13 protein-coding genes are annotated in these 21202 nt (G+C 70.1%); all 13 read left to right on the top strand.

The genetic code is table 11. From position 1 onward, the window contains the following. Positions 1 to 517 precede the first annotated feature (517 nt). The 13 genes from AC1RL8_RS30735 to AC1RL8_RS30675 all read left to right on the top strand — a co-directional run bounded on the left by AC1RL8_RS30735 (position 518) and on the right by AC1RL8_RS30675 (position 21192). Positions 518 to 2437 (top strand): protein kinase domain-containing protein, encoded by a 1920-nt coding sequence (locus tag AC1RL8_RS30735; protein ID WP_492687352.1) that lies wholly within the window; start codon positions 518 to 520, stop codon positions 2435 to 2437. 55 nt (positions 2438 to 2492) lie between these two features. Continuing rightward, positions 2493 to 4076, top strand: a complete 1584-nt coding sequence (gene mltA / locus AC1RL8_RS30730) for a murein transglycosylase A (RefSeq protein ID WP_492687351.1) — start codon at positions 2493 to 2495, stop codon at positions 4074 to 4076. 111 nt (positions 4077 to 4187) lie between these two features. Next, the gene (locus AC1RL8_RS30725) at positions 4188 to 4856 is read left to right on the top strand and encodes a hypothetical protein (RefSeq protein ID WP_492687350.1); all 669 of its coding nucleotides are present in this window, start codon (positions 4188 to 4190) and stop codon (positions 4854 to 4856) included. Positions 4857 to 4883: 27 nt separating this feature from the next. Next, entirely contained in the window at positions 4884 to 6014 is a 1131-nt protein-coding gene (locus AC1RL8_RS30720) for a hypothetical protein (protein WP_492687349.1), read from the top strand. Continuing rightward, on the top strand, positions 6011 to 8029 hold the full coding sequence (locus AC1RL8_RS30715; RefSeq protein ID WP_492687348.1) for a caspase family protein: 2019 nt from the start codon (positions 6011 to 6013) through the stop codon (positions 8027 to 8029). The genes AC1RL8_RS30720 and AC1RL8_RS30715 overlap by 4 nt, the downstream gene beginning before the upstream one ends. A 54-nt stretch (positions 8030 to 8083) precedes the next feature. Next, complete coding sequence (locus AC1RL8_RS30710; protein ID WP_056584544.1) at positions 8084 to 8641, top strand: type VI secretion system tube protein Hcp; 558 nt, start codon at positions 8084 to 8086, stop codon at positions 8639 to 8641. Between the two features lie 28 nt (positions 8642 to 8669). After that, positions 8670 to 9509 carry a type VI secretion system accessory protein TagJ gene (locus AC1RL8_RS30705; protein ID WP_492687347.1) on the top strand — a complete coding sequence of 280 codons (840 nt, stop codon included), beginning with the start codon at positions 8670 to 8672 and terminating at the stop codon, positions 9507 to 9509. Further along, complete coding sequence (gene tssE / locus AC1RL8_RS30700; RefSeq protein ID WP_062481207.1) at positions 9502 to 10017, top strand: type VI secretion system baseplate subunit TssE; 516 nt, start codon at positions 9502 to 9504, stop codon at positions 10015 to 10017. Before AC1RL8_RS30705 ends, tssE begins: the two co-directional genes overlap by 8 nt. 6 nt (positions 10018 to 10023) lie before the next feature. Next, positions 10024 to 11916 carry a type VI secretion system baseplate subunit TssF gene (gene tssF, locus AC1RL8_RS30695; RefSeq protein ID WP_159278693.1) on the top strand — a complete coding sequence of 631 codons (1893 nt, stop codon included), beginning with the start codon at positions 10024 to 10026 and terminating at the stop codon, positions 11914 to 11916. Beyond that, the gene (gene tssG / locus AC1RL8_RS30690; RefSeq protein WP_492687346.1) at positions 11913 to 12968 is read left to right on the top strand and encodes a type VI secretion system baseplate subunit TssG; all 1056 of its coding nucleotides are present in this window, start codon (positions 11913 to 11915) and stop codon (positions 12966 to 12968) included. The genes tssF and tssG overlap by 4 nt, the downstream gene beginning before the upstream one ends. A gap of 39 nt (positions 12969 to 13007) precedes the next feature. Next, positions 13008 to 15701 (top strand): type VI secretion system ATPase TssH, encoded by a 2694-nt coding sequence (gene tssH, locus AC1RL8_RS30685; RefSeq protein ID WP_492687345.1) that lies wholly within the window; start codon positions 13008 to 13010, stop codon positions 15699 to 15701. Between the two features lie 41 nt (positions 15702 to 15742). Then, positions 15743 to 18565: a type VI secretion system Vgr family protein gene (locus tag AC1RL8_RS30680; RefSeq protein ID WP_492687344.1), complete on the top strand. Its 2823-nt coding sequence runs from the start codon at positions 15743 to 15745 to the stop codon at positions 18563 to 18565. Positions 18566 to 18594: 29 nt separating this feature from the next. Then, positions 18595 to 21192: a DUF2169 family type VI secretion system accessory protein gene (locus AC1RL8_RS30675; RefSeq protein WP_492687343.1), complete on the top strand. Its 2598-nt coding sequence runs from the start codon at positions 18595 to 18597 to the stop codon at positions 21190 to 21192. Positions 21193 to 21202 lie beyond the last annotated feature (10 nt).

Below are 21202 nucleotides of genomic sequence, written 5' to 3'. Positions count from 1 at the left end.
CGTACTCGCACTCGCACTCGCACTCGCACTCGCACTCGCACTCGCACTCGCACTCGCACTCGCACTCGCACTCGCACTCGCACTCGTACTCGTACTCGTACTCGTACGTGTACATGCACATGCACCTGCACCTGCACCTGCACCTGCACCTGCACCCAGCCCAAACCACCGCCCCCTCCCATGCAAGCCGCAGCAGGCGCGGAGCGCCTGCTGCGGCCTACTGGCCGAGCGAAGCAAAGGCCCGTTGGTATCCAAACCCCTTCTGTATGCGCCGAGGAGCGGAGCGTTTCGCGGATCAGGGCTCGCAGCTGTTTGAGCGAAGCGAGTTCTGCGAGACCCCGCGGAACGTGAGCACCGCAGGTTGCCCGCAGCGAAGCGGAGGGACGCAGACAGCAGGGTCGCCTTTCTTTTGCCTACGTTTCTTTGGCGAAGCAAAGAAAAGTAGGTCGGCCGCCGGGCCGAGACCCGGCCCCGGAAAGCAAACCCAACAAGGCGTTCACCTCGCAGGAGCAGGTCAATGACCGACAACGCCCTTCCCCCGGAAGACGACCGCACCCGAGTCGTCTCACGGCCTGTGCCATCCACCAGCGAAGCTGACACAGGCGCCACAGTCATCACCGGCGGCGGCTTCACCACAGCCTCCGGCACCCCCGTCACCAGCCCAGCAACCGCAACCCACGACGCAGGCCTCCTCCCCGTAGGCAGCCGCCTCGCCGAATTCGAAATCACCCGAGTCGTAGGCCAGGGCGGCTTCGGCGTCGTCTACGAAGCCTGGGACCACACGCTGGAGCGCGTAGTAGCCATCAAGGAATACCTGCCGACATCGCTATCGACAAGACAGCAAGACGGCACCGTAGTCCCCTTGTCAGAAAGACACAGAGAAACCTTCGACCTGGGCATGCGCAGCTTCATCAACGAAGCCCGCCTCCTCGCCCAGTTCGACCACCCCTCGCTCCTCAAGGTCTACCGCTTCTGGCAAGAAAAGGGCACCACCTACATGGTCATGCCCTTCTACAAGGGCGACACCTTGCGAGAGGCACTCGTAGCGATCCCCGCAGGCGTCGACGAAGCCTGGCTCACCCGCATCATGGACGGCGTCACCCAAGCCCTCGCCGTGATGCACAACGCCCACTGCTACCACCGCGACATCGCCCCCGACAACATCATCCTGCTCGAAGGCTCCGGCCGCCCCGTGGTGCTCGACTTCGGCGCCGCGCGCCGCGTGATCACCGACAAGACGCAGGCGATCACCGTCATCCTCAAGCCCGGCTACGCGCCCATCGAGCAGTACGCCGAGATGCCCGACATGTCGCAGGGCGCATGGACCGACGTCTACGCGCTGGCCGCCGTGATGCACGTCGCCGTGTGCGGCCGCGCACCGCCGCCCTCGGTGGCACGGCTGCTGTCCGACAGCTACGTGCCGCTGGCGGGCAACGACATCCTGCGCCAGCGCTACAGCGACCGGTTGCTCGCGGCGATCGATGCAGGCCTGGGCGTGCGGCCCGAAGCACGGCCGCAATCGATGGCCGAGCTGCGCGCGGCGCTGGGCCTGGAGGTCGGCCACAGCATCGCGCCCACGCCACGCACCGTGCCGCCGTCCGGTGCACGAAGCAGTCAGTCGGGCGCCGATGCACCGACCGTGATCGGCACGGCCCACATGCCGAAGCCCATCGCCGCCAAGGCACCTGCCGCGAACAACAACAGCAAGGGCAGCGGTGGCAGCAGCAAGGCCGTCCTCGGCGCCGTCGCCGCCGCCGTGCTGGTCGCCGCAGCGGGTGGCGGCTGGTGGTTCCTCGGCCGCTCGGGCAGCGAAGGCGATGCCGGCAAGACGGCGCAAACCGCCACACCCGCGCCCCCACCCGATACCCCCACCCAGGTCGCCGAGCCCCCCCCACCGCCTCCACCACCGCCGCCTCCCAAGCCGCGCACCCCCGCCGAATCCCTGCAATCCCTCGCCGCCGGCGCCGCCCCGGGCTTCGAGGTCACGGCCACGCCGAAGAAGGCCGAGGTCGCCATCGGCAAGGACAAGCTGGCCTTCGAGGTGCGCAGCAAGCGCGACGGTTTCGTCTACGTGTTCCTGCTGTCCAGCGGCGGCGAGATGTTCCTGCTGTTCCCGAACCTGCTCGACAAGTACAACAAGATCACCGCCAACGCCGCGCTCGCGCTGCCGCGCGCCTCCTGGCCGATGGACGCCGGCGGGCCGGCCGGCACCAACCAGTTCGCGGTGCTCGTGAGCGAGCACGAGCGCGACTTCGGCGCCTCGGGCGTGCAGAACGAAGGCGTGTTCCCGCAGTTCCCGCTGCCGGTGCTCGCGGCACTCGAAGCCACGCGCGGCACCGGGCCGTCGCCGCTGTTGGGCAAACCGGTCTGCGCGCCGGGCGCCCCGCCGTGCAACGACGTCTATGGCGTCGCGAATTTCAAAATCGTCGAGAAGTAATCGTCTGTAGAGCGTCGGCCGCCTTCGGCCCCCTTTCCACGACCAGGAGACTTTCATGCACACGTCACCGTCGCCGCACTTCGCGCTTCCCCTTTGCCGAACGGCCGCCGTGGTCGCGCTGGTGCTGCTGGCCGCCTGCGCCAACACGCCGCCGACCGCCACGGGCACGACCACCACCGCGCCCGCCACGGCCGACTCCGCGACCGCACCGGCCCGCCCCACCGGCGGCAGCGTGGCGGGGCAGGCGCGCACCTTCTCGACCCAGCTCGCCACCTACACCTCGGTCGGCTTCGATGCCGTGCCGGGCTGGGCGCGCGACGACTTCTCGGAAAGCTGGCCGGCCTTCCTGGGCAGCTGCAAGGTGCTCAACGGCCGCGGCGCCGAGTGGAAAGAGGTGTGCGAGCGTGCGCTGAAGGTCGATGGCAAGAGCACGCAGGCGATTCGCGGCTTCTTCGAGAGCGAGTTCTCTGCGTATCAGATCCGCGACGACGACCGCAAGCCTGACGGCGTGGTCACCGGCTACTTCGAGCCCGAGATCGCGGGCAGCCGCACCTACGTCGCGCCGTTCATCTACCCGGTCTACGGCCAGCCCGAGGACATGCTGTTCGTCGATGCACGCAAGCTCCCGGCCGGCAGCGCCACGGTGGCCGCGAAGGTCGAGGGCCGCAACGTGATCGTGCAGACCGGCCTGAGCACGCGCGACATGGGCGCACCGGGCCTGTACGCGCTCGACCTGTCTGCCATCACCCGCGACACGCTCGACCGCAAGGTGCGCCTGCGCATCGACGGCAAGCGCCTGCTGCCGTACTACACGCGCGAAGAGATCGAGACCAAGGGCGCGCCCAACGCCAAGGTGCTGGCCTTCGTGAGCAGCGCCACCGCGCTGTACGAGATGCAGATCCAGGGTTCGGGCCGCATCAAGCTGCCCAGCGGCGAGATCGTGCGCGTGGCCTACGCCGAGCAGAACGGCCAGCCCTTCCGCCCGACCATCGCGCAGGCCGCCAACGGCAAGCCGCGCAGCGCGGTCAAGGTGCGTGGCGGTTCGCTCGAACTGACGCTGGACGACGGCGACGACGAAGACACAGGCGCCATCGACAACAGCGTGATCCGCACGCGCGGCTTCACGCTGGCGCGGCCCACGGCCAGCGGTGCGGTGGTGGTGCCGGGCCGTCGCACCGCCGGCGCGGTGACCGGCTCCGGCATCAAGGACCCGAGCTACGTGTTCTTCAAGGAATCGACCTCGCCCGCGGGCGGCCCGGTGGGCGCCTTCGGCGTGCCGCTGTCGGCCGGCCGCTCGATCGCGGTCGATCCGCGCAGCACGCCGCTGGGCTACCCGGTGTTCGTGTCGACGCGCACGCCCGGCAGCGGCGCGCCCATGCAGCGGCTGACCATCGCGCAGGACACCGGCGGCGCGATCCGCGGCGCGGTGCGGGCCGACTACTTCTTCGGCAACGGCCAGCAGGCCGCGACCAACGCGCGCCGCATGAAGGAGCGCGGGCAGCTGTGGATCTTGTTGCCGCGCGGCCTCGCCGTGGCGCAGGCCGCGGTGTCGGGTGCGATCCGCACGCGCGGTGGCCCGGTCGGCGCGAATCTTCCGCAGTGCCTCGTGCCGACCGAAGGCGTCTGCGTCGACGACTGACCTCTTTTCTTTCGACTCCCTTGGCCCTTCATGCAGGAAACACTGTCGTCCGCGGAAAGCTCTGAACTCGTCCGCCTCTGGCGGCGCCGGCAGACGCTGTCCTCGGACGACATGGGCACCATGTACCGCATCGTGGGCGATGCGCTCGTGGCCTGCAATCCGCCCGAGCTGCAGGTGCTGGGCGAGGGGCGGCAGGAGCTGGTGGCGCAGTTCATCTACGTGAAGGTGCTGCGGCTCGACGCCGACCCCGACGAGTCGGAAGAGCGCGCCGGCCACAGCGCGCCGTCCACCGCCTTCGCGCTGTGCGCGTACTTCCGCCGCTACCTCATCGACTGCACGCGCGCCAGTTCGTTTCGCCGCAAGGTCTCCATCGGCGACCAGATCACCGAGGCCCAGCTCGAAGACGAACTCGGCCCGGGCGAAGACCTCGACGGCTGCCTGGCCGAGCACGGGCTCAGCGCGCAGGCCGTGCAGCTGGCGGCACGCACCTTCATCGCCGGGCTGCCCGAACCCGAGCGCATCCTGCTGTGCGAGGGCTTCGGGCAGGAGGCCGAGGGCGGGTTGTCGGGCGTGGCCTCGCGCCACGCCATCGCCTCGTACCACTACCGCGCCGGCCGGCTGGGTCTCGTGCACAAGCGCGAAGGGCTGGGCGCCGGCTATGCGCAGACCCGCATCGGCAGCTGGATCGGCCAGACCCTGGGCATCGCGATCGAGGCCGACAACATGGCGGCGATCCTGCAGGTTTTCAAAATCCTCGGGGCTGAAGCGTCTTATGTCTGAAGACATAGCCATTCAGGAACAGACGCCATGACCACCGACCTCTGGCCCCCGCTCAGCGTGATCCGCCATGCGTTCGAAACCGGCGCGCCGCCCGGCGATGCCGCACCGGACGCCGCACCCGTCGCGATGCCGCACGGCAGCGCGGGCGCGGGCACGCCGGTGGTGTCGGACCTGCTGCTCCCTTTGACCGAATTGGCCCGGCGCCGCGAGGCTGTCGCCCGGCGCGCCTTCACCGCGCGCTGGGCGCCGGGCCGCCTCGTGAGCGTGGTGCACGACGGGCGCCTGCTCGGCGTGCTGCTCGACCGCTGCATCCACGGCGACCTCTGGCAGGGCTGGATGGCCGCGGGCGAGCCCGACTGGGCCGGCCCCTTCGACGTGCTGCTGGAGCCCGACGACGAGCCCTTCGAGCCGATGTTCGGCGTGGTCCAGGCGTGGAACGTGCTCACGCTGGAACCCAGCCCGCAGCTGGCCGCGCGCGTGCTCGGCGAGGTGTCGGCCACGCGGCTCGCCGCGATCCGCGCGGTGCATGACGAATGGGCCGCGCACGCGGCGCCCGACATCGCGCCCGAGCCCGGGCGCATCGCGCTGCGCGGCGTGGCCGGCGCGTTCTCGGTGCTCTCGGGCACGCCGCTCGGCCCGCAGGACCCGCGCACCGACTACCAGGCGCTGTACCGCGATGCCGGCCTGCAACTGGGCCGCGCGCTGGCGCAACCGCAGGAGGAGGCCCCCGCCGCGCCGCCGCCATCGCCCGCCCGGCCGCTGCCGCGGCCCGAGGACGGCTGGTGGGGCAGCATCCGCCGCTGGTTCGGAGCCGAAGGCTGGGCGCGCCCGGCCTTCGCAGCGGTGGCGCTGTTCGCGGTGATCCAGAACGTGGGGCTCATCGGCGGGCGTGGCAACGCCGAAGACGACGACGTGCGTTTTCGCTCGGTGCCCGTGGCGCCGGTCGCGGCGCAGGCCAACCTGGTCGTGCGCTGGAAGGACGGCGTGCGCATCGACGAGGCCGATCGCCTGCTGCACACGATGTCGGCCGAAGTGGTCGGCGGGCCGGGGCCCAATGGTGTCTGGCGCCTGCGTGTGGCCGATCCGGTCGGTGCTTTGTCGGTGCTCGCGACGTCGCCGTTGGTCGCATCGGCCGGACCGGCCTCGGAGCCGCCATGAACTGGCGCGCGTGCAGCCTGCGGTTCCTGCTCGCGCTGGTGGTGTGGGGCGCGGGCGGTGTCGCCGCGCAGGCCGCGCAGCGCGCGCTGCTCGTCGGCGTCTCCGAACTCGTCAACCAGCCGCAGGCGCTGTGGCTGCAGGCGCCGCGCAACGACGTGATGCTCATGCGCGATGCCTTGCTGAAGCAGGGCTTCACCGCGCCCGACATCGCCGTGCTCGCCGACGGCGTGCCCGGCGCCGCGCTGCCCGAATCGCAGGCCATCCACGAGGCGCTGGCGCGGCTGCTTGCGCAGTCGGCCAGCGGCGACTTCGTGCTGCTGTATTTCTCCGGCCATGGCACGCGCCTGCGCGACGTGGCCAAGCGCTACCAGGAGCCCGACGGCCTGTCCGAGAACTTTCTCGCGCGCGACGTGCGCGGCACGCTCGGCGCCGATGCCGCGCTCAGCGGCGACCTGCGCGACGTCGACTTCGACGCCTGGATCCAGGCCTTCCTCGCGAAGAACGTGTTCGTCGCCTCGGTGTTCGACACCTGCTCCGCCAACTCGATGACACGCGGCACGGGCGATGCGCCCGCGACCGCCGAGGGCCCGGCCGACGACGAGGTGCGCTGGCGCGGCCTGCGCACGACGCAGCTTGCGGGCGGTGCGTCGCCCGCGCGGTCCCTGTCTGCGCCGGCTGCGACCGACGCCGTGCCGCGCGCCCGCTATGTGGCGCTGTTCGCGTCCGAGAGCCACCAGATCACGCCCGAGCTGCGCCTGCCGCGCAAGGCGCGCAGCGCCCGGCCGCAGGGCCTGCTGACCTGGGCCGTGGTCGAGTCGCTGGCGCGCAAGCCCGCCACCTGGCGCGACCTGTTCGACGGCGTGCTCGCGCTGTACCCGCCGGTCATCGACGAGCTCGCGCAGCGCTTTCCCACGCGCGAGCTGCCATCGCCCGTGGCCGAGGGCAACCTCGATGCGCCGCTGTTCGCCAACAGCGGTGCGCCCGCGTCCACGCGCCCGGTGTGGGGCGCGCAGCGCAGCGGCGACAGCCTGGCCGTCAAGGCCGGCCTGCTCGACGGCCTGGCGCCGCAGCAGGAGGTGCGCGTGCTCGCCACGCTCGACGACGGCACCGTGCGCCGCGCGCCGGCCGCCATCGCGCAGATCAAGCTCGGTGGCGCGTGGCTTGCCGTGCCCGCGGCGCTGAAAGACCTGCCGGGCAGCGCGTTCTGGAGCGTCACGCCGGTCACCGAACCGGCCGCGACGGCCCTGCGCGTGCGCGCCGACAAGCCGCTGCCCGCCGGCCTGAGCCTCGACTACCCGGCCGCGATCCGCCTGGCCGACGACCCCGCGAGCGCCGACGTGCGCTGGACCGACCTCGGCCCTGCCGGCCATCGCCTCGAAGCGCTCGCGCCCGTGTTCGGCACCGCCGCCTCCACCGTCGTGGTGTCCGACGTGGCCGCGCTGCGCCGCCGCCTGCAGGCGCTGGCGCAGCTCAAGTGGCTGGCCCAGCTGCAGGCCCATGCGAAGGGCGGCCAGCTCGACGGTTTCGATGCGGCGCTCGAGGTCTGGAGCGCCGACCGGCTGTTGCGCAGCGTGCCCGTCGCCGAGGCCGCGAGCGTGCTGCCTGCGTTGCGCGCAGGGGAGCGCGTGCGCCTGAACGTGCGCAACACCAGCGGCCGTTCGCTCGACCTCGTCATCACCGGCATCGACGCGCGCGGCGCGCTGCAAGCGGTGTACCCCGACGGGGCCGGCGAAACCAACCGCTTCAAGCGCGGCACGCCCGAGCAGCCGGCGGTCAAGCGTTTCGACCTGCCCTGGCTCGATGCGGCCGGCGAGGCGCGCCTGCTCGTCATGGCGGTGCCGGCCGCGCCCCACAGCGCGCCGCGCCTGTTCGGCGTGGCCACCGCGGCGCAGGCCGACGTGTCGGAAGTGCGCGTCCGCGGCGGCCAGCCACCGGCCGCCGGCGGCGAGCGCCAGGTGTTCGCGGCCTTGCTGCGCAGGAGCGCCGCCGCGGCAGACGGTGGCGTGCGGCCATGAGGCGGGCGCGCGTGGTCCCGGTCCAGTTTTCTTTGTCCGAATCCGGAGGTTGACATGGCATTTCTCGAAGACGGCTCCTGGAGCCCCGAAGACGCACGGCAGTTCTACGAACTGATCGGCACCGGCTCGGCCGAGACCGACCTGGTCATGATGATCGAGAGCAAGGGCTCGCCCGTCGAGGGCGAACTCGAACGCGTCTTCGACGACGGCAAGGCGCGCCTGAACATCGGCGGCTACTACTGGTCGGTGCAGGTGCCCGAGTCGTCCGCGCAGAACCAGGTCGTGCCCCACAACCTGGTCGTCGCGCGCCGCAGCGACGCGGCCACGGCCACGCTCGCCAGCCTGCTGCGCGCGCAGGAAAAAGACCTGAAGGTCGTCATCAGCGCCTACAAGGCCGGCGGCGATCCGCAATCGCCCGAAGCGCAGGCGACCTTCGAGATCTCGCTGGAGAACGCGCGCATCTGCCGGCTGGTGCTCAACTCCGGCGGCCACTGGGGCGTGCCCTCGGAGCTGGTCTCCATCAGCTACCGCACGGTGAAGATCAAGTCGGCGCCGCAGAAGACCAGCGGCGCGCGCGGCGCGGTGCGCGAATGCCAGTTCACCCGGACCTGAATCCGAACGCCCCCAGGAGCACACCGCCATGACGACGACCGCCGCAGACTTCCTCAAGGCCGCCGACCCGGTGGCCGCCCTCAAGGCCCTCAGCGACGACGTGCGCGCCAAGCCCTCCGACTCCAAGCACCGCGTCTTCATGGCGCAGCTCTTGTGCGTGCTCGGGCAGTGGGAGCGCGCGCTCAACCAGCTCACCGTCGCGGCCGAGCTCGATGCGCTCGCCGTGCCCATGAAGCAGGTGTACGGCGAGGCCGTGCGCTGCGAAGGCCTGCGCGCCGACGTGTTCGCCGGCACGCGCACGCCGATGATCTTCGGCCAGCCCGATGAATGGCTGGCACTGCTCATCGAATCGCTGCTGCGGCAAGGCCGCGGCGAGAGCGGGCTGGCCGAAGACCTGCGCCAGCGCGCCTTCGACGGCGCGCCCGCCATCGCCGGCACCATCGACGGCGCGCCCTTCGAATGGCTGGCCGACGCCGACATGCGCCTGGGCCCGGTGCTCGAGGCCTTCGTCAACGGCAAGTACTACTGGATTCCCTACGCGCGCCTGGCGCACATCAAGATCGAGCTGCCCGAGGACCTGCGCGACTGCGTCTGGATGCCCGCGCACCTGCAGTTCGAGAACGGCGGCGAAACGCTGGCCCTCATCCCCACGCGCTACGAAGGCACCGAGGCGCAGGACGACGGTGAGCTGCGCCTGGCGCGCAAGACCGAGTGGCGCGAACTGCGCCCCGAGGTCTGGGCCGGCTACGGCCAGCGCGTGCTCGGCAGCGACGCCGGCGAGTACGCGCTGATGGACGTTCGCGAGATCCTCTTCACGCCTGCTGCCGTTGATGCGGCCGAGGGCGGCGAAAGCAGCGGCGGTGGCTGAACTCACGGCGCAGGAGCGGCTGCAGCCTTCGCTGCTCGACCGCCTCGTCGACCACGCGCCCGACGAGAAGCGCGAGGGCGACGACAAGCGCACACTCACCAAGCAGGCGCTGCGCCAGGCCGTGCTGCGCGACCTCGGCTGGCTCTTCAATGCCACGGGGCACGGCCTGTCGATGGACGACAAGCAGCACCCGAATGCCGCGCGCTCCGTCATCAACTACGGATTGCCTATGCTGTCTGGCCAGTTCACCTCGTCGGTGCAGCGTGTCAGCATGGAACAGGCTTTGAAGAACGCAATCCTGCAGTTCGAGCCGCGCATTTTGTCCCGCACACTCGAAGTCGAACTCGTCATGGAAGGCCCGGCCCTGGAGTCCCACAACAGCATCGGCCTGCAGATCCGCGGCATGCTGTGGGCGCAGCCCGTGCCGCTCGAGTTCCTCATGCGAAGCCGCGTCGATCTTGAGGAAGGCCGCATAGAGATCGTGGACATGGCGCAAAACCCAAGGTAAGTCCACATGGACCCTCGGCTGCTGAGCCTGTACGAGCAGGAGCTGCGCTACTTCCGCGAAAGCGCCTCGGAGTTCGCCCGTGCGTTCCCGAAGATCGCGCACCGGCTGGGCATCGAGGGCCAGGAAGTCGCCGACCCGTACGTGGAGCGGCTGATCGAGGCCACGGCTTTCCTTTCGGCGCGCGTGGGCCTGAAGCTCGATGCCGAATACCCGCGCTTCACGGGCCACCTGCTGGACATCGTCTACCCGCACTTCCTGGCGCCCACGCCGGCCATGACCGTGGTGTCGTTCGTGCCCGACCCGGAAGACGCCAACCTCGCGGCCGGCCCTACGTTGCCGCGCGGCGCCGGCCTGCGCGCGCGCCAGGCCGTGGGGCAGAACACGCACTGCGAGTTCCGCACCGCCGCCGCGCTGCGCATCTGGCCGATCGAGGTGCAGCGCGCCCAGTACTTCACCTATGCGCCCGACCTGCCGCTGAACACGCATCCGCAGTCGCGCGCCATCCGCGGCGGCCTGCGCATCGCACTGCGCGCCACGGCGGGGCTGGACTTCAGCCAGATCGCGCTCGACGACCTGGTGCTGCACTTCGGCGGCGCGGAAGACGTGGCCTGGCAGTTGCACGAATGCGCGCTGGGCCAGCCCGTGGGCGTGTGGGTGCGCCCGCTCACGGCCGGCGGCGCCTTGCAGGGCGCGGTGCGCAGCCTGCCGGGCAGTGCCATCGGCGCGGTCGGCTTCGGGGACGACGAGGCGCTGCTGCCGGTTACGGCCACGGGCTTCTCGGGCTTTCGGCTGCTGCAGGAGTACTTCGCGTTTCCGCAGCGCTTCCAGTTCGTGCGCATCGGCGGGCTGCAGGCGCTGCTCGCGACGATGCCGGTGACCGAGCTGGAGATCGTGCTGCTGTTCTCGCGCGGCGATGCGGCGCTCGAGAAGCTGGTGAGCGCCGACAACGTGCAGCTGCACTGCGTGCCCGCCGTCAACCTGTTCACCAAGCGGCTCGACCGCGTGCCCGTGACCGAGGGCGTGAGCCAGTTCCACCTGGTGCCCGACCGCACGCGGCCGCAGGACTTCGAGGTGCACACCGTCACCGAGGTCATCGGCCACGGCGCGCCGGGGGCCGACGCCGCGGTGGCCGAGCAGCCGTTCCGGCCGTTCTACTCGGCCTTCCACGGCAGCCGCAACAGCCACCCGGCCTATTTCACGACCACGCGCGAGCCGCGCATGCTCTCGGTGCGCCAGCGCACCGAAGGCCACCGCAGCAGCCACATCGGCTCCGAGGTCTACATGCAGATCGTCGACCCGCAGCAGGCGCCGTATGCGGCCACGCTGCGCCAGCTCGCCGTGACCGCGCTGTGCACCAACCGCGACCTGCCGCTTCTGATGCCGCTGGGGCGCGACAACGACTTCGACTGCGTCGACTCCTTTCCCGTGCAGCGCGTGCGCATGGTGCGCGGGCCGTCGCGGCCGGTGTCGCCGGTCGTGAGCCAGGGGCTGGGCTGGCGCGTCATCGACCACCTGGCGCTCAATTACCTGTCGCTGTCCGACAGCACGCCGGAGCAGGGCGCCGCCGCGCTGCGCGAGACGCTCATGCTCTACGCCGTGCATGCCGACGAGATGCGCCAGGGCCAGGTGCGCGGCCTGCTGTCGGTCAAGAGCAAGCCCGTGGCGCGGCGCCTGCCGCTCGCAGGCCCGATCGCCTTCGGGCGCGGGCTCGAGGTGACGCTCGAGGTCGACAAGGACGCCTTCCACGGCCACAGCGCCTTCCTGTTCGGCGCCGTGCTGGCGCAGTTTCTCGCGCGCCATGTCGAGGTGAACCACTTCGTGGAGACCGTGCTGCGCGTGGCGGGCAAGGGCGAAGCCATGCGCTGGAGGCCGCTGTGCGGGACACGCCAGATTCTGTGAGCACGCGGGTGGACCAGGCGCTGCGCGGGTGGTCGGCGCAGCCGTGGGACTTCGACTACTTCGCCGTGATGCGGCGCATCGAGTCCGTCGCGAAGACCACGCCGCGCTGGGGCCGCGCTTTGCTGCCCAGCGCCGAGCCGGTGCGCGTGGGGCAGGAGCCCTCGCTGTCGTTCGCGCCCGCCAGCTTCAGCCGTTTCGAGCCGGCCACCGCGCATTCGCCGCCGCGCCTGCGCCAGCACTTCTTCGGCTACATCGGCCCTAACGGCCCGCTGCCGGTGCACCTGAGCGACTTCATCCGCGAGCGCAGCCTGAACCACGGCGACCCGACCTGGCTGGCCTTTCTCGACACCTTCTCGCACCGCTTCTCGCTGCACTTCTACCGCGCGTGGGCGCAGTCGCGTCCGGCCGTGGCGCTCGACCGGCCGGGCGAAGACCGCTTTCGCCTGCAGGTCGGCGCGCTGATCGGCATCGGCACGCCGGGGCGCATCGGCCGCGACGAGATCCACGACGATGCGCGCCTGCACTTCTCGGGCTGGCTCGCGCGCCGCGTGCACAACGCGGAGAGCGTGGAGTCGGTGCTGTGCAGTTATTTCGGCGTGCCGGTGAAGCTGGAGCGCTGGGTCGGCCACTGGATGCGCGTGCCCACGGACGAGGTCACGCGGCTGGGGCAGGGCGAGAGTTCGCGCTCGATGGGCATGGGCGCGATGCTCGGCACGCGCGCGTGGGACCGCCAGCACCGCGTGCGCCTGCACCTGGGGCCGCTCACGATCGACCAGTACCGCATGTTCCTTCCCACCGGCGACGCGCAGCCCGTGCTGCAGCGCTGGATGCAGCAGCTGCTCGGCGACACCCTCGAATGGGACGCCCAGCTGGTGCTCGAGAAAGTACAGGTGCCGCCCACGCGCCTGGGCCAGGCCCGGGGCAACGGTCCGCGCCTGGGCTGGGTCTCGTGGCTCGGCGAACGCCCGCGCACGCGCGATGCGGCCGACGTGCGCATTGCCAGCCAGCCGTCGAGGGCGCGCCTGCCGAAGCAGCCCGCCTCTTTTCAATAAACCCATCTTCATTCGTTCAGAAGAGATACGGAGTCCTCCATGAGTGAAATCAGCCGCACCGCCCTCTTCGGCAAACTCAACTCGCTGGCCTACAAGGCCATCGAGGGCGCCACCGTCTTCTGCAAGATGCGCGGCAATCCGTATGTGGAGCTGGAGCACTGGTTCGCCCAGCTGCTGCAGGCGCAGGACTCCGACCTGCACCGCGTGATCCAGCACTACGGCCTCGACGTGTCGGTGATCGCCAAGGACATGACGGCCGCGCTCGACCGCCTGCCGCGCGGCGCCACCGCCATCAGCGATTTCTCGCCGCACATCGAGAACGCCATCGAGCGCGCGTGGACCTACGCCACCCTGCAGTTCGGCGAGGCGCAGGTGCGCACCGGCTACATCCTGGTGGGCATGCTGAAAACGCAGAGCCTGCGCAACCCGCTGTTCGGCTTGTCGAAGCAGTTCGAGAAGATCAAGGTCGAAGACCTGGCCGACAACTTCCCCAAGATTTGCGACGCCTCGCCCGAAGCGCAGATGCGCGCCCAGGACGGCACCGGCATGGGCAGCGGTGCACCCGGCGAAGACTCGGGCGCCATGGCGCCGGCCGCCATGGGCAAGGGCGATGCCCTCAAGAAATTTGCTGTCGACCTCACGGAGAAAGCCAAGAAGGGAGAGATGGATCCGGTGACCGGGCGGGACGAGGAAATCCGCCAGATCGTCGACATCCTCATGCGCCGCCGCCAGAACAACCCGCTGCTGACGGGTGAGGCGGGTGTGGGCAAGACCGCGGTGGTGGAAGGCTTCGCGCAGCGCCTGGCGCGCGGCGACGTGCCGCCGCAGCTGAAGGACGTGAAGCTGCTCACGCTCGACATCGGCCTCTTGCAGGCCGGCGCGAGCATGAAGGGCGAGTTCGAGCAGCGCCTGCGTCAGGTGATCGACGAGGTGCAGAGCTCGCCCACGCCGATCATCCTGTTCATCGACGAGATCCACACGCTGGTCGGTGCGGGCGGTGCGGCCGGCACCGGCGACGCGGCCAACCTGCTCAAGCCGGCACTGGCGCGCGGCAACCTGCGCACCATCGGCGCCACCACCTGGGCCGAGTACAAGAAGTACATCGAGAAAGACCCGGCGCTCACGCGGCGCTTCCAGGTCGTGCAGGTGCCCGAGCCCGACGAGACCAAGGCGATCCTGATGCTGCGCGGCGTGGCCAGCGTGCTCGAGAAGCACCACCGCGTGCAGCTGCTCGACGAGGCGATCGAAGCGGCCGTGAAGTTGAGCCACCGCTACATTCCCGCGCGCCAGCTGCCCGACAAGGCCGTGAGCCTGCTCGACACGGCCTGCGCGCGCGTGGCCGTGTCGCAGCACGCGACGCCGCCCGAAGTCGAAGACTGCATGCGCCGCATCGAAGGCCTCACGGTCGAGCAGGAGATCATCGGCCGCGAAGAAGCCATCGGCATCGACGTGACCAAGCGCGCCGCGCTCGTGGCCACGCTGCTGGCCGAGTCGAAGGTGCAGCTCGAAGCGCTGAATGCGCGCTGGCAGGAAGAGAAGGGGCTGGTCGATCGGCTGCTCGATTTGCGCAGCAAGCTGCGCGCGGGCAACAAGCCGGTCGACGAACCGGCGGCCGGTGAAGCCGCCGCCGAGGCCGCCCCCGACCGCGCCACGCTGCTGGCCGAGCTGCACGAACTGCAGACGAAGATCCACGCGGTGCAGGGCGAGTCGCCGCTCATCCTGCCCTCGGTCGACGAGCAGGCCGTGGCCTCGGTGGTCGCCGACTGGACCGGCATTCCCGTCGGCCGCATGGTCAAGAACGAAGTGGAGGCCGTGCTCAAGCTCGCCGACACGCTCAACCAGCGCGTCATCGGCCAGAAGCACGGCCTGGAGATGATCGCGCGCCGCATCCAGACCTCGCGCGCGCGGCTGGACAACCCGCAGAAGCCCATCGGCGTCTTCATGCTCTGCGGCACCTCGGGCGTGGGCAAGACCGAGACCGCGCTCGCGCTGGCCGAGGCGCTGTACGGCGGCGAGCAGAACATCATCACCATCAACATGAGCGAGTTCCAGGAGGCGCACACCGTCTCCACGCTCAAGGGCGCGCCGCCCGGCTACGTGGGCTACGGCGAGGGCGGCATCCTGACCGAGGCCGTGCGCCGCCGGCCGTACAGCGTGGTGCTGCTCGACGAAGTGGAGAAGGCCCACCCCGACGTGCACGAGATCTTCTTCCAGGTCTTCGACAAGGGCTGGATGGAAGACGGCGAGGGCCGCATGATCGATTTCAAGAACACGATCATCCTGCTGACCACCAACGCCGGCAGCGAGCTCGTGATGAGCATGTGCCGCGACCCCGAGCTGCTGCCCGATTCGAACGCGCTGGCCGATGCGCTGAAGGCGCCGCTCATGAAGGTGTTCCCGCCCGCGCTCTTGGGCCGCATCGTCACCATTCCCTACTACCCGCTGTCGCCCGAGATGATGAAGAAGATCGTGCGGCTGCAGCTGGGCCGCATCAAGAAGCGCGTGGAAACCAACCACGGCGTGCCCTTCGAATACACCGAGGCGGTGATCGAGCAGGTGGTCGCGCGCTGCCAGGACCCGGAGTCGGGCGGGCGCGTGATCGACGCGATCCTCACCAACACCGTGTTGCCCACCATTTCGGTCGAGTACCTGCAACGCCTGGCCTCGGGCGGCGAGATCCGCCGCGTGGCGCTCGACGTGAAGGACGCCGACTTCACCTACGCGTTCGACTGACCGACCCCGCAGCGAGACGCCCCACTTCCGAGAGACCCAAGATGGCCGACCACGAGTTCCGCATCGAGAGCGATTCGCCCGCCAAGGACGACCTGATGTTCTGGCGCATCGTCGGGCACGAGGCGCTGGCGCGGCCCGCGGCCTACGAGCTCACCGTGCTGTCCAGGAACAAGGACCTCGCCGCCAAGGACATCCTGGGCCACGCCTTCGACGTGGTCATCGAGTTCAAGGACGCCGACGGCGGTGCGCACGAGCGGCATTGCCAGGGCCATGCGGTGCGCTTCGTGCGCGCGGGCCACATCGGGCGGCACTACGAGTACCGCATTGCGCTGCGCTCGTGGTTCTGGCTGCTCACCAAGCGCGCCAACTCGCGCATCCACCAGGAAAAGAAGGTGCTCGAGGTGCTCGACGCGGTGTTCGAGGACAGCCCGATCAAGCGCTTCAAGAAGACCAAGGCCACCAACGTCATCGGCACGCACAACCCGCGCCGCTACTGCGTGCAGCACCAGGAGAGCGACTACCAGTTCCTGTCGCGCCTGCTGGAGGACGAAGGCATCTACTACTGGTTCGACGCGCACGACGCGCCCGGCACCATGCACCTGTCGGACGCCAGCGACCTGGCGCACGACAAGCTGCCCGCGACCGACACGCTGCGCCACATGGCGGTCCACGCGGCCGAGCCGCGCTTCAACGAGATCTCGCGCTGGGTCAGCGCGCGGCAGTTCGACACCGGCAAGCACTCGTCGCGCGACAGCGACTTCAAGGCCATCAAGAAGAAGCTGGGCGCCGACATCGACAGCTCCGACCAGCACGAGCTCGCCGAGTTCGAGATGTTCGAGTTCCCCGGCGGCTACTTCAGCGGCGACGACGCCGAGACGCGCGCCAAGCTGCGCGGCGACGAACTCAATGCGCGCCGCGACCGCCACTGGGCGTTCACGCCCTGGCCCGACGTGGCGGCGGGGCGCAGCTTCAAGTTCGAGGACGACCCCGACGGCACGCGCAACGGCGACTACGTGATCGCTGCCTGCACCTTCATCGCCAGCCACCGCGGCTACGAGGGCGTGAGCGCCAGCGCGCCGGCCCAGCCCGTGCAGCGCGCGCTGGCCGAGGTGCTGCGCGACGACGCCGTGAACGCCGACACCCTGCCGGTGCTGGAAGAGCTGATCGCCGCCACGCCCGCGCTGGCCGCCGCGCAGACCGGCAGCAGCCTGTTCCTGCTCACCGTGATGCCGGTCGACCGGCCGTTCCGCGCGCCGCGCCTCACGCCGCGCGTGACCATGCCCGGCCCGCAGACGGCCATCGTGGTCGGCCCCAAGGGCGACGAGCTGCACGTGGATGACCACGGCCGCGTGAAGGTGCACTTTCACTGGGACCGCTACGACGAGAGCAATGAGAAGTCGACCTGCTGGGTGCGCGTGTCGCAACCCTGGGGCGGCAAGGGCTGGGGCGGCTACTTCGCGCCGCGCATCGGCCAGGAGGTGATCGTCGACTTCCTCAACGGCGACCCCGACCGCCCGGTGATCGTGGGCCGGGTCTACAACGACGACCAGCCCATTCCGTACAAGTCGCCCACGCAGAGCGGTTTCCGGACCCGGTCCACGCCGGGCGGCGGCGTGAACAACTACAACGAGATCATGTTCGAGGACAAGAAGGGCGAGGAGAACATCAACATCCACGCCGAGAAGAACATGAGCCGCAGCGTGGAGCTGGACGACTCCACCACGGTGGACCGCGACCAGACCGTGACCGTGAAGCGCGACCAGACCTCCACGGTCGTGCGGGACCGCAAGACGACGGTGGAGAACAACGACACCACGATCATCCAGAAGTTCCAGAAGCTCACGGTCGGCAAGAACCAGGACAACCATGTGGTGGGCTACCAGACCACGAATGTCGACATCGACCATGCGTTGCTGGTGAAGGGCCATCACAAGATCCAGTCCGACGGCAACCGCACCGACATCACGGGCGGCAACGAGACGCGCACGGTCACGGGCACGCAGACCGTCACGGTGAAGGGCGGGGTGAAGTACAAGGCCCCGACCATGCTTTTCGAGGCCGGGCACATGGAGTTCAAGGTGACCGGCGGCAACTCGATGAAGATCGATGCCAATGCCGCACCGTATGCCGCGGCGTTCCAGAAGTACACGCTGGTGAGCAACACCGAGCTCAACATGGTGGCCATCGGCAACATTAACACCGTGTCGGTGGGCTCGAACACCACGGTGCTCGGCCCCAACACCAGCGGCTACATCGGCAACAACACCGACTTCAATCTCGGCGTCGCCCGCTCGACCTTCATGGGGCTGAGCATGGACAACGCGCTGGGCATCGCGATGTCGAACTTCCTCGGGTTGAAGGTCGACAACACCTTGGCCATCAGCATGGAATCGGTGGCCGGCCTCAAGATCGAGCGGGACGGCACCTCGGTGCGGCAGGCCCCGCTGCATTCGATCATGCCGGGCGCCGGGGCCGGGGCGGGCACCGCCGCGACGGGCGCCATGGCCACCGCCGGGACGGTGGGGGCAGTCGCGAGCCTTGCGTACGGTGCCGTTTCCATGATCAGCGGCGCGGCGTCCCTGGGTTCCCAGTACGCCGACGCGAGGAAGTTGATGAACGAAATTCTCTCGAGCAGCGACATCGACCGCATCCCCGGCATGCGCGGACGGCTGGAGCGCATGCGCAATCTGGTGAGCACCAATCTCAACGACGGCGCCCTCACGGTCGCGACGGTGGGCACCGGCGGCGCGGTGCTGGCACTGCTGGGCATGATCCCCGGCGTCGACGCCGTGGGCAGCGAACGCGGCGCCGGCGAGCTGCTCGGCCGCGATGACGCCGGCAACCCCACCCATCCCAACGGCTGATCGGGAAGAAGGCCAGCGCGCGAATCATCATGCAAGTCGTCAAACCCCAGGCTGTCTGCCTGAGCACCCGGCCGATCGAGTACCGCAAGCGCTTCGGCCTGTGCGTGACGGCCATGCTGCACGTGCCGTTCGAGCAGGCCGAGGGCGGCACGCTGTGGGGCGAGCAGTCGGCCTGGAACTTCATCGGACGCGAGATGGCGGTGCCGCTGGTCGACGAGGGCGTGGCCAAGCTCACGCCCGAGTTCCTCGTGCACGGCCAAGCCTTTCCTCCCGCTGAAAGCCCGAGCGCCTGCGCGGTGCGCGCGCGGCTGGGCAGCCGCAGCAAGACCCTGCTCGTCTTCGGCGATCGCCACTGGGAGGGCACGAAGGCCAGTGCGCCGCTGCCGTTCGACGCGATGCCCATCGACGCCACGCATGCCTACGGGGGCGCCGCGGTGCCGGCCAACCCCGAGGGCATCGGCGCGGTGCCCGAAGGCGGGTTCCATCGGCTGCCCAACATCGAGCGGCCCGATCAGCCCCTGCGCGATCCGGCACAGCCCGTGGCGCCCGCCGGCTTCGGCCTGCGGGGGCCGATGCATCCGGAGCGCGCGCGTTTTCGCGGCACCTACGACGCGGACTACCTCAAGGCGCATGCGCCGGGCTTCGCGCCCGACCTGGACTGGCGCTATTTCAATCTCGCCCCCGAGGACCAGTGGTTCGACGCCCCGTTGCGCGGCGACGAGCCTTTCCAGTTCGATCACATGCATCCGCAGAAGCCGCGGCTCGAAGGCCGGCTGCCCGGCCTGCGTGCGCGTGTGTTCGCCGACTACCGAGCCGTCGGCGCCGCCGAGCCGCGCCTGCGCGAAGTGCCGCTGCGCCTGACGACGGTCTGGTTCTTTCCGCATGCCGAGCGGGCGCTGCTGCTGTTCCAGGGGCTGGCCGAGGTGGCCACCGACGACGGCTCCGACGTGCACGGGCTGCTCGGCGCCGTCGAGCGCGTCGATGCGTCGCGGCCCGACACCCACTACCTCGATGCGCTGGCGCGACGCGCCGACCCGCGATGGGGCGGGGTCGAATGCCTGGACGACAGCGACCTGCTGCCCGAGGGGCTGGACGCGGTGGACCCCGAGGCCGAGCGGGCCGCCGAGGCCTTCGCGAGCCAGGGCCTGCAGGCGCAGGCGCAGTACCGCCGCGCCGAGATCGACGTGGCCCTCGCGCGGGAAGAGGTGCGCGCCAGCGGCCGCGACCCGGATGCCATGGGCATCGTCATGCCGTCGCGCGAAGCGCCCCCAGCGCCGGCGCAGCGCGTGGCCCACCTGAAGCAGAAGCTGCAGGAGGCCGAAGCGCAGAAGCTGGCGGCCGTCGACGATGCGCTCGATGCCCTCGAGCAGGCGGTGGCGGCACGCAAGGCGAACCCGGCCATGAAGCCCATCGAGCATCGGGGGCCGCCGCTCTTCAATGCAGACGTGGCGCTGGCGCAGCTCCAGGGCGCGAACGCCGGCGCGACCGGTGCGTTCGACCTCGCGGCCGTGCATGGCCAGTTGCTGCAGCAGGAAGCGATGGAGCGGCTTGGCTATCTGCAGGGCGCACACGCGCAGCAGCCCGCACCCGCGATGCAGGCGGCGCAGGCCCAGACACTGAAGGACGGCATGAAGCAGGCACTGGCCGGCGGACTGCGGTTCTTCGGCGGCATGGACTTCACCGGCGCCGACTTCTCGGGGTTGGACCTGCGCGATGTCAACTTCGCCGGCGCGTGGCTCGAGAGCGTGGACTTCGGAAAAGCCAACGTGTCGGGCGCGAACTTCACGGCGGCGGTGCTGGCGCATGCGAACCTCGACGGCGCGATCGGCATCCGGGCCATCCTTCAGGGCGCCAACCTGGGTTGCACGCGCTGGCAAGGCGCGGTGTTCGACGAGGCCGATTTCAGCGCGACGCAGCTGTCGCATGCCGACCTGGGGGGGCTCTCGCTGCGACGCGCCAAGATGAAGGGCGCCATGCTGATCGGCACGCGCTGGGACGGCACCGATGCGCACGGGCTGCAGGCGCCCGAGCAGCTTTTCTACCGGCTGTCGCTGCCGGGTCTCTCGCTCGCCGAGGCCGATCTCGTGGGCTGCCAGTTCGTCGAATGCGACCTCACGGAGGCCGACTTCCGCGAAGCCCACCTGGCCCAGGCCAACCTGATCACCTGCAAGCTGACCGGCGCCCGCTTTGGCGGTGCACGCGGCACGGGCATGGTGTTCGCCCAGCACTGCGACCTGGCCGACGCGGACTTTTCCGGAGCCCGGATGCAGGGCGCCAACTTCGGCGCCGCGGACATGTCGCGCGCGCGGATGCGCGGCAGCGTGCTCGACGGCGCCAACCTGTGCGAGGCCCGGCTGCCCGACAGCGACTGGCGGCTGGCCTCGGCCAAGGGCGCGTTGCTGCGTCGGACCGTGCTGCGGGGCGCCAGGCTGGCGGGCGTGAACTTCAGCGAGGCGATCCTGCAGCACGCCGACCTGCGCGGCTGCGACTTGCGCAACAGCAACCTGTTTGCTGCCGACCTGTCGCGCGCCCGGCTCGACGGCGACGTGCGCTTCGATGGGGCCCTGCTGCAGCGCGCGCGCACATGGCCGCGGCTCACGCCCGAGCAGCAGGCCGCAGGCGCATGAGGAGGACGGC

Source organism: Variovorax sp. GW822-FHT04E09 (assembly GCF_058800845.1).
This window is presented reverse-complemented; position numbering and strand designations above follow the sequence as displayed.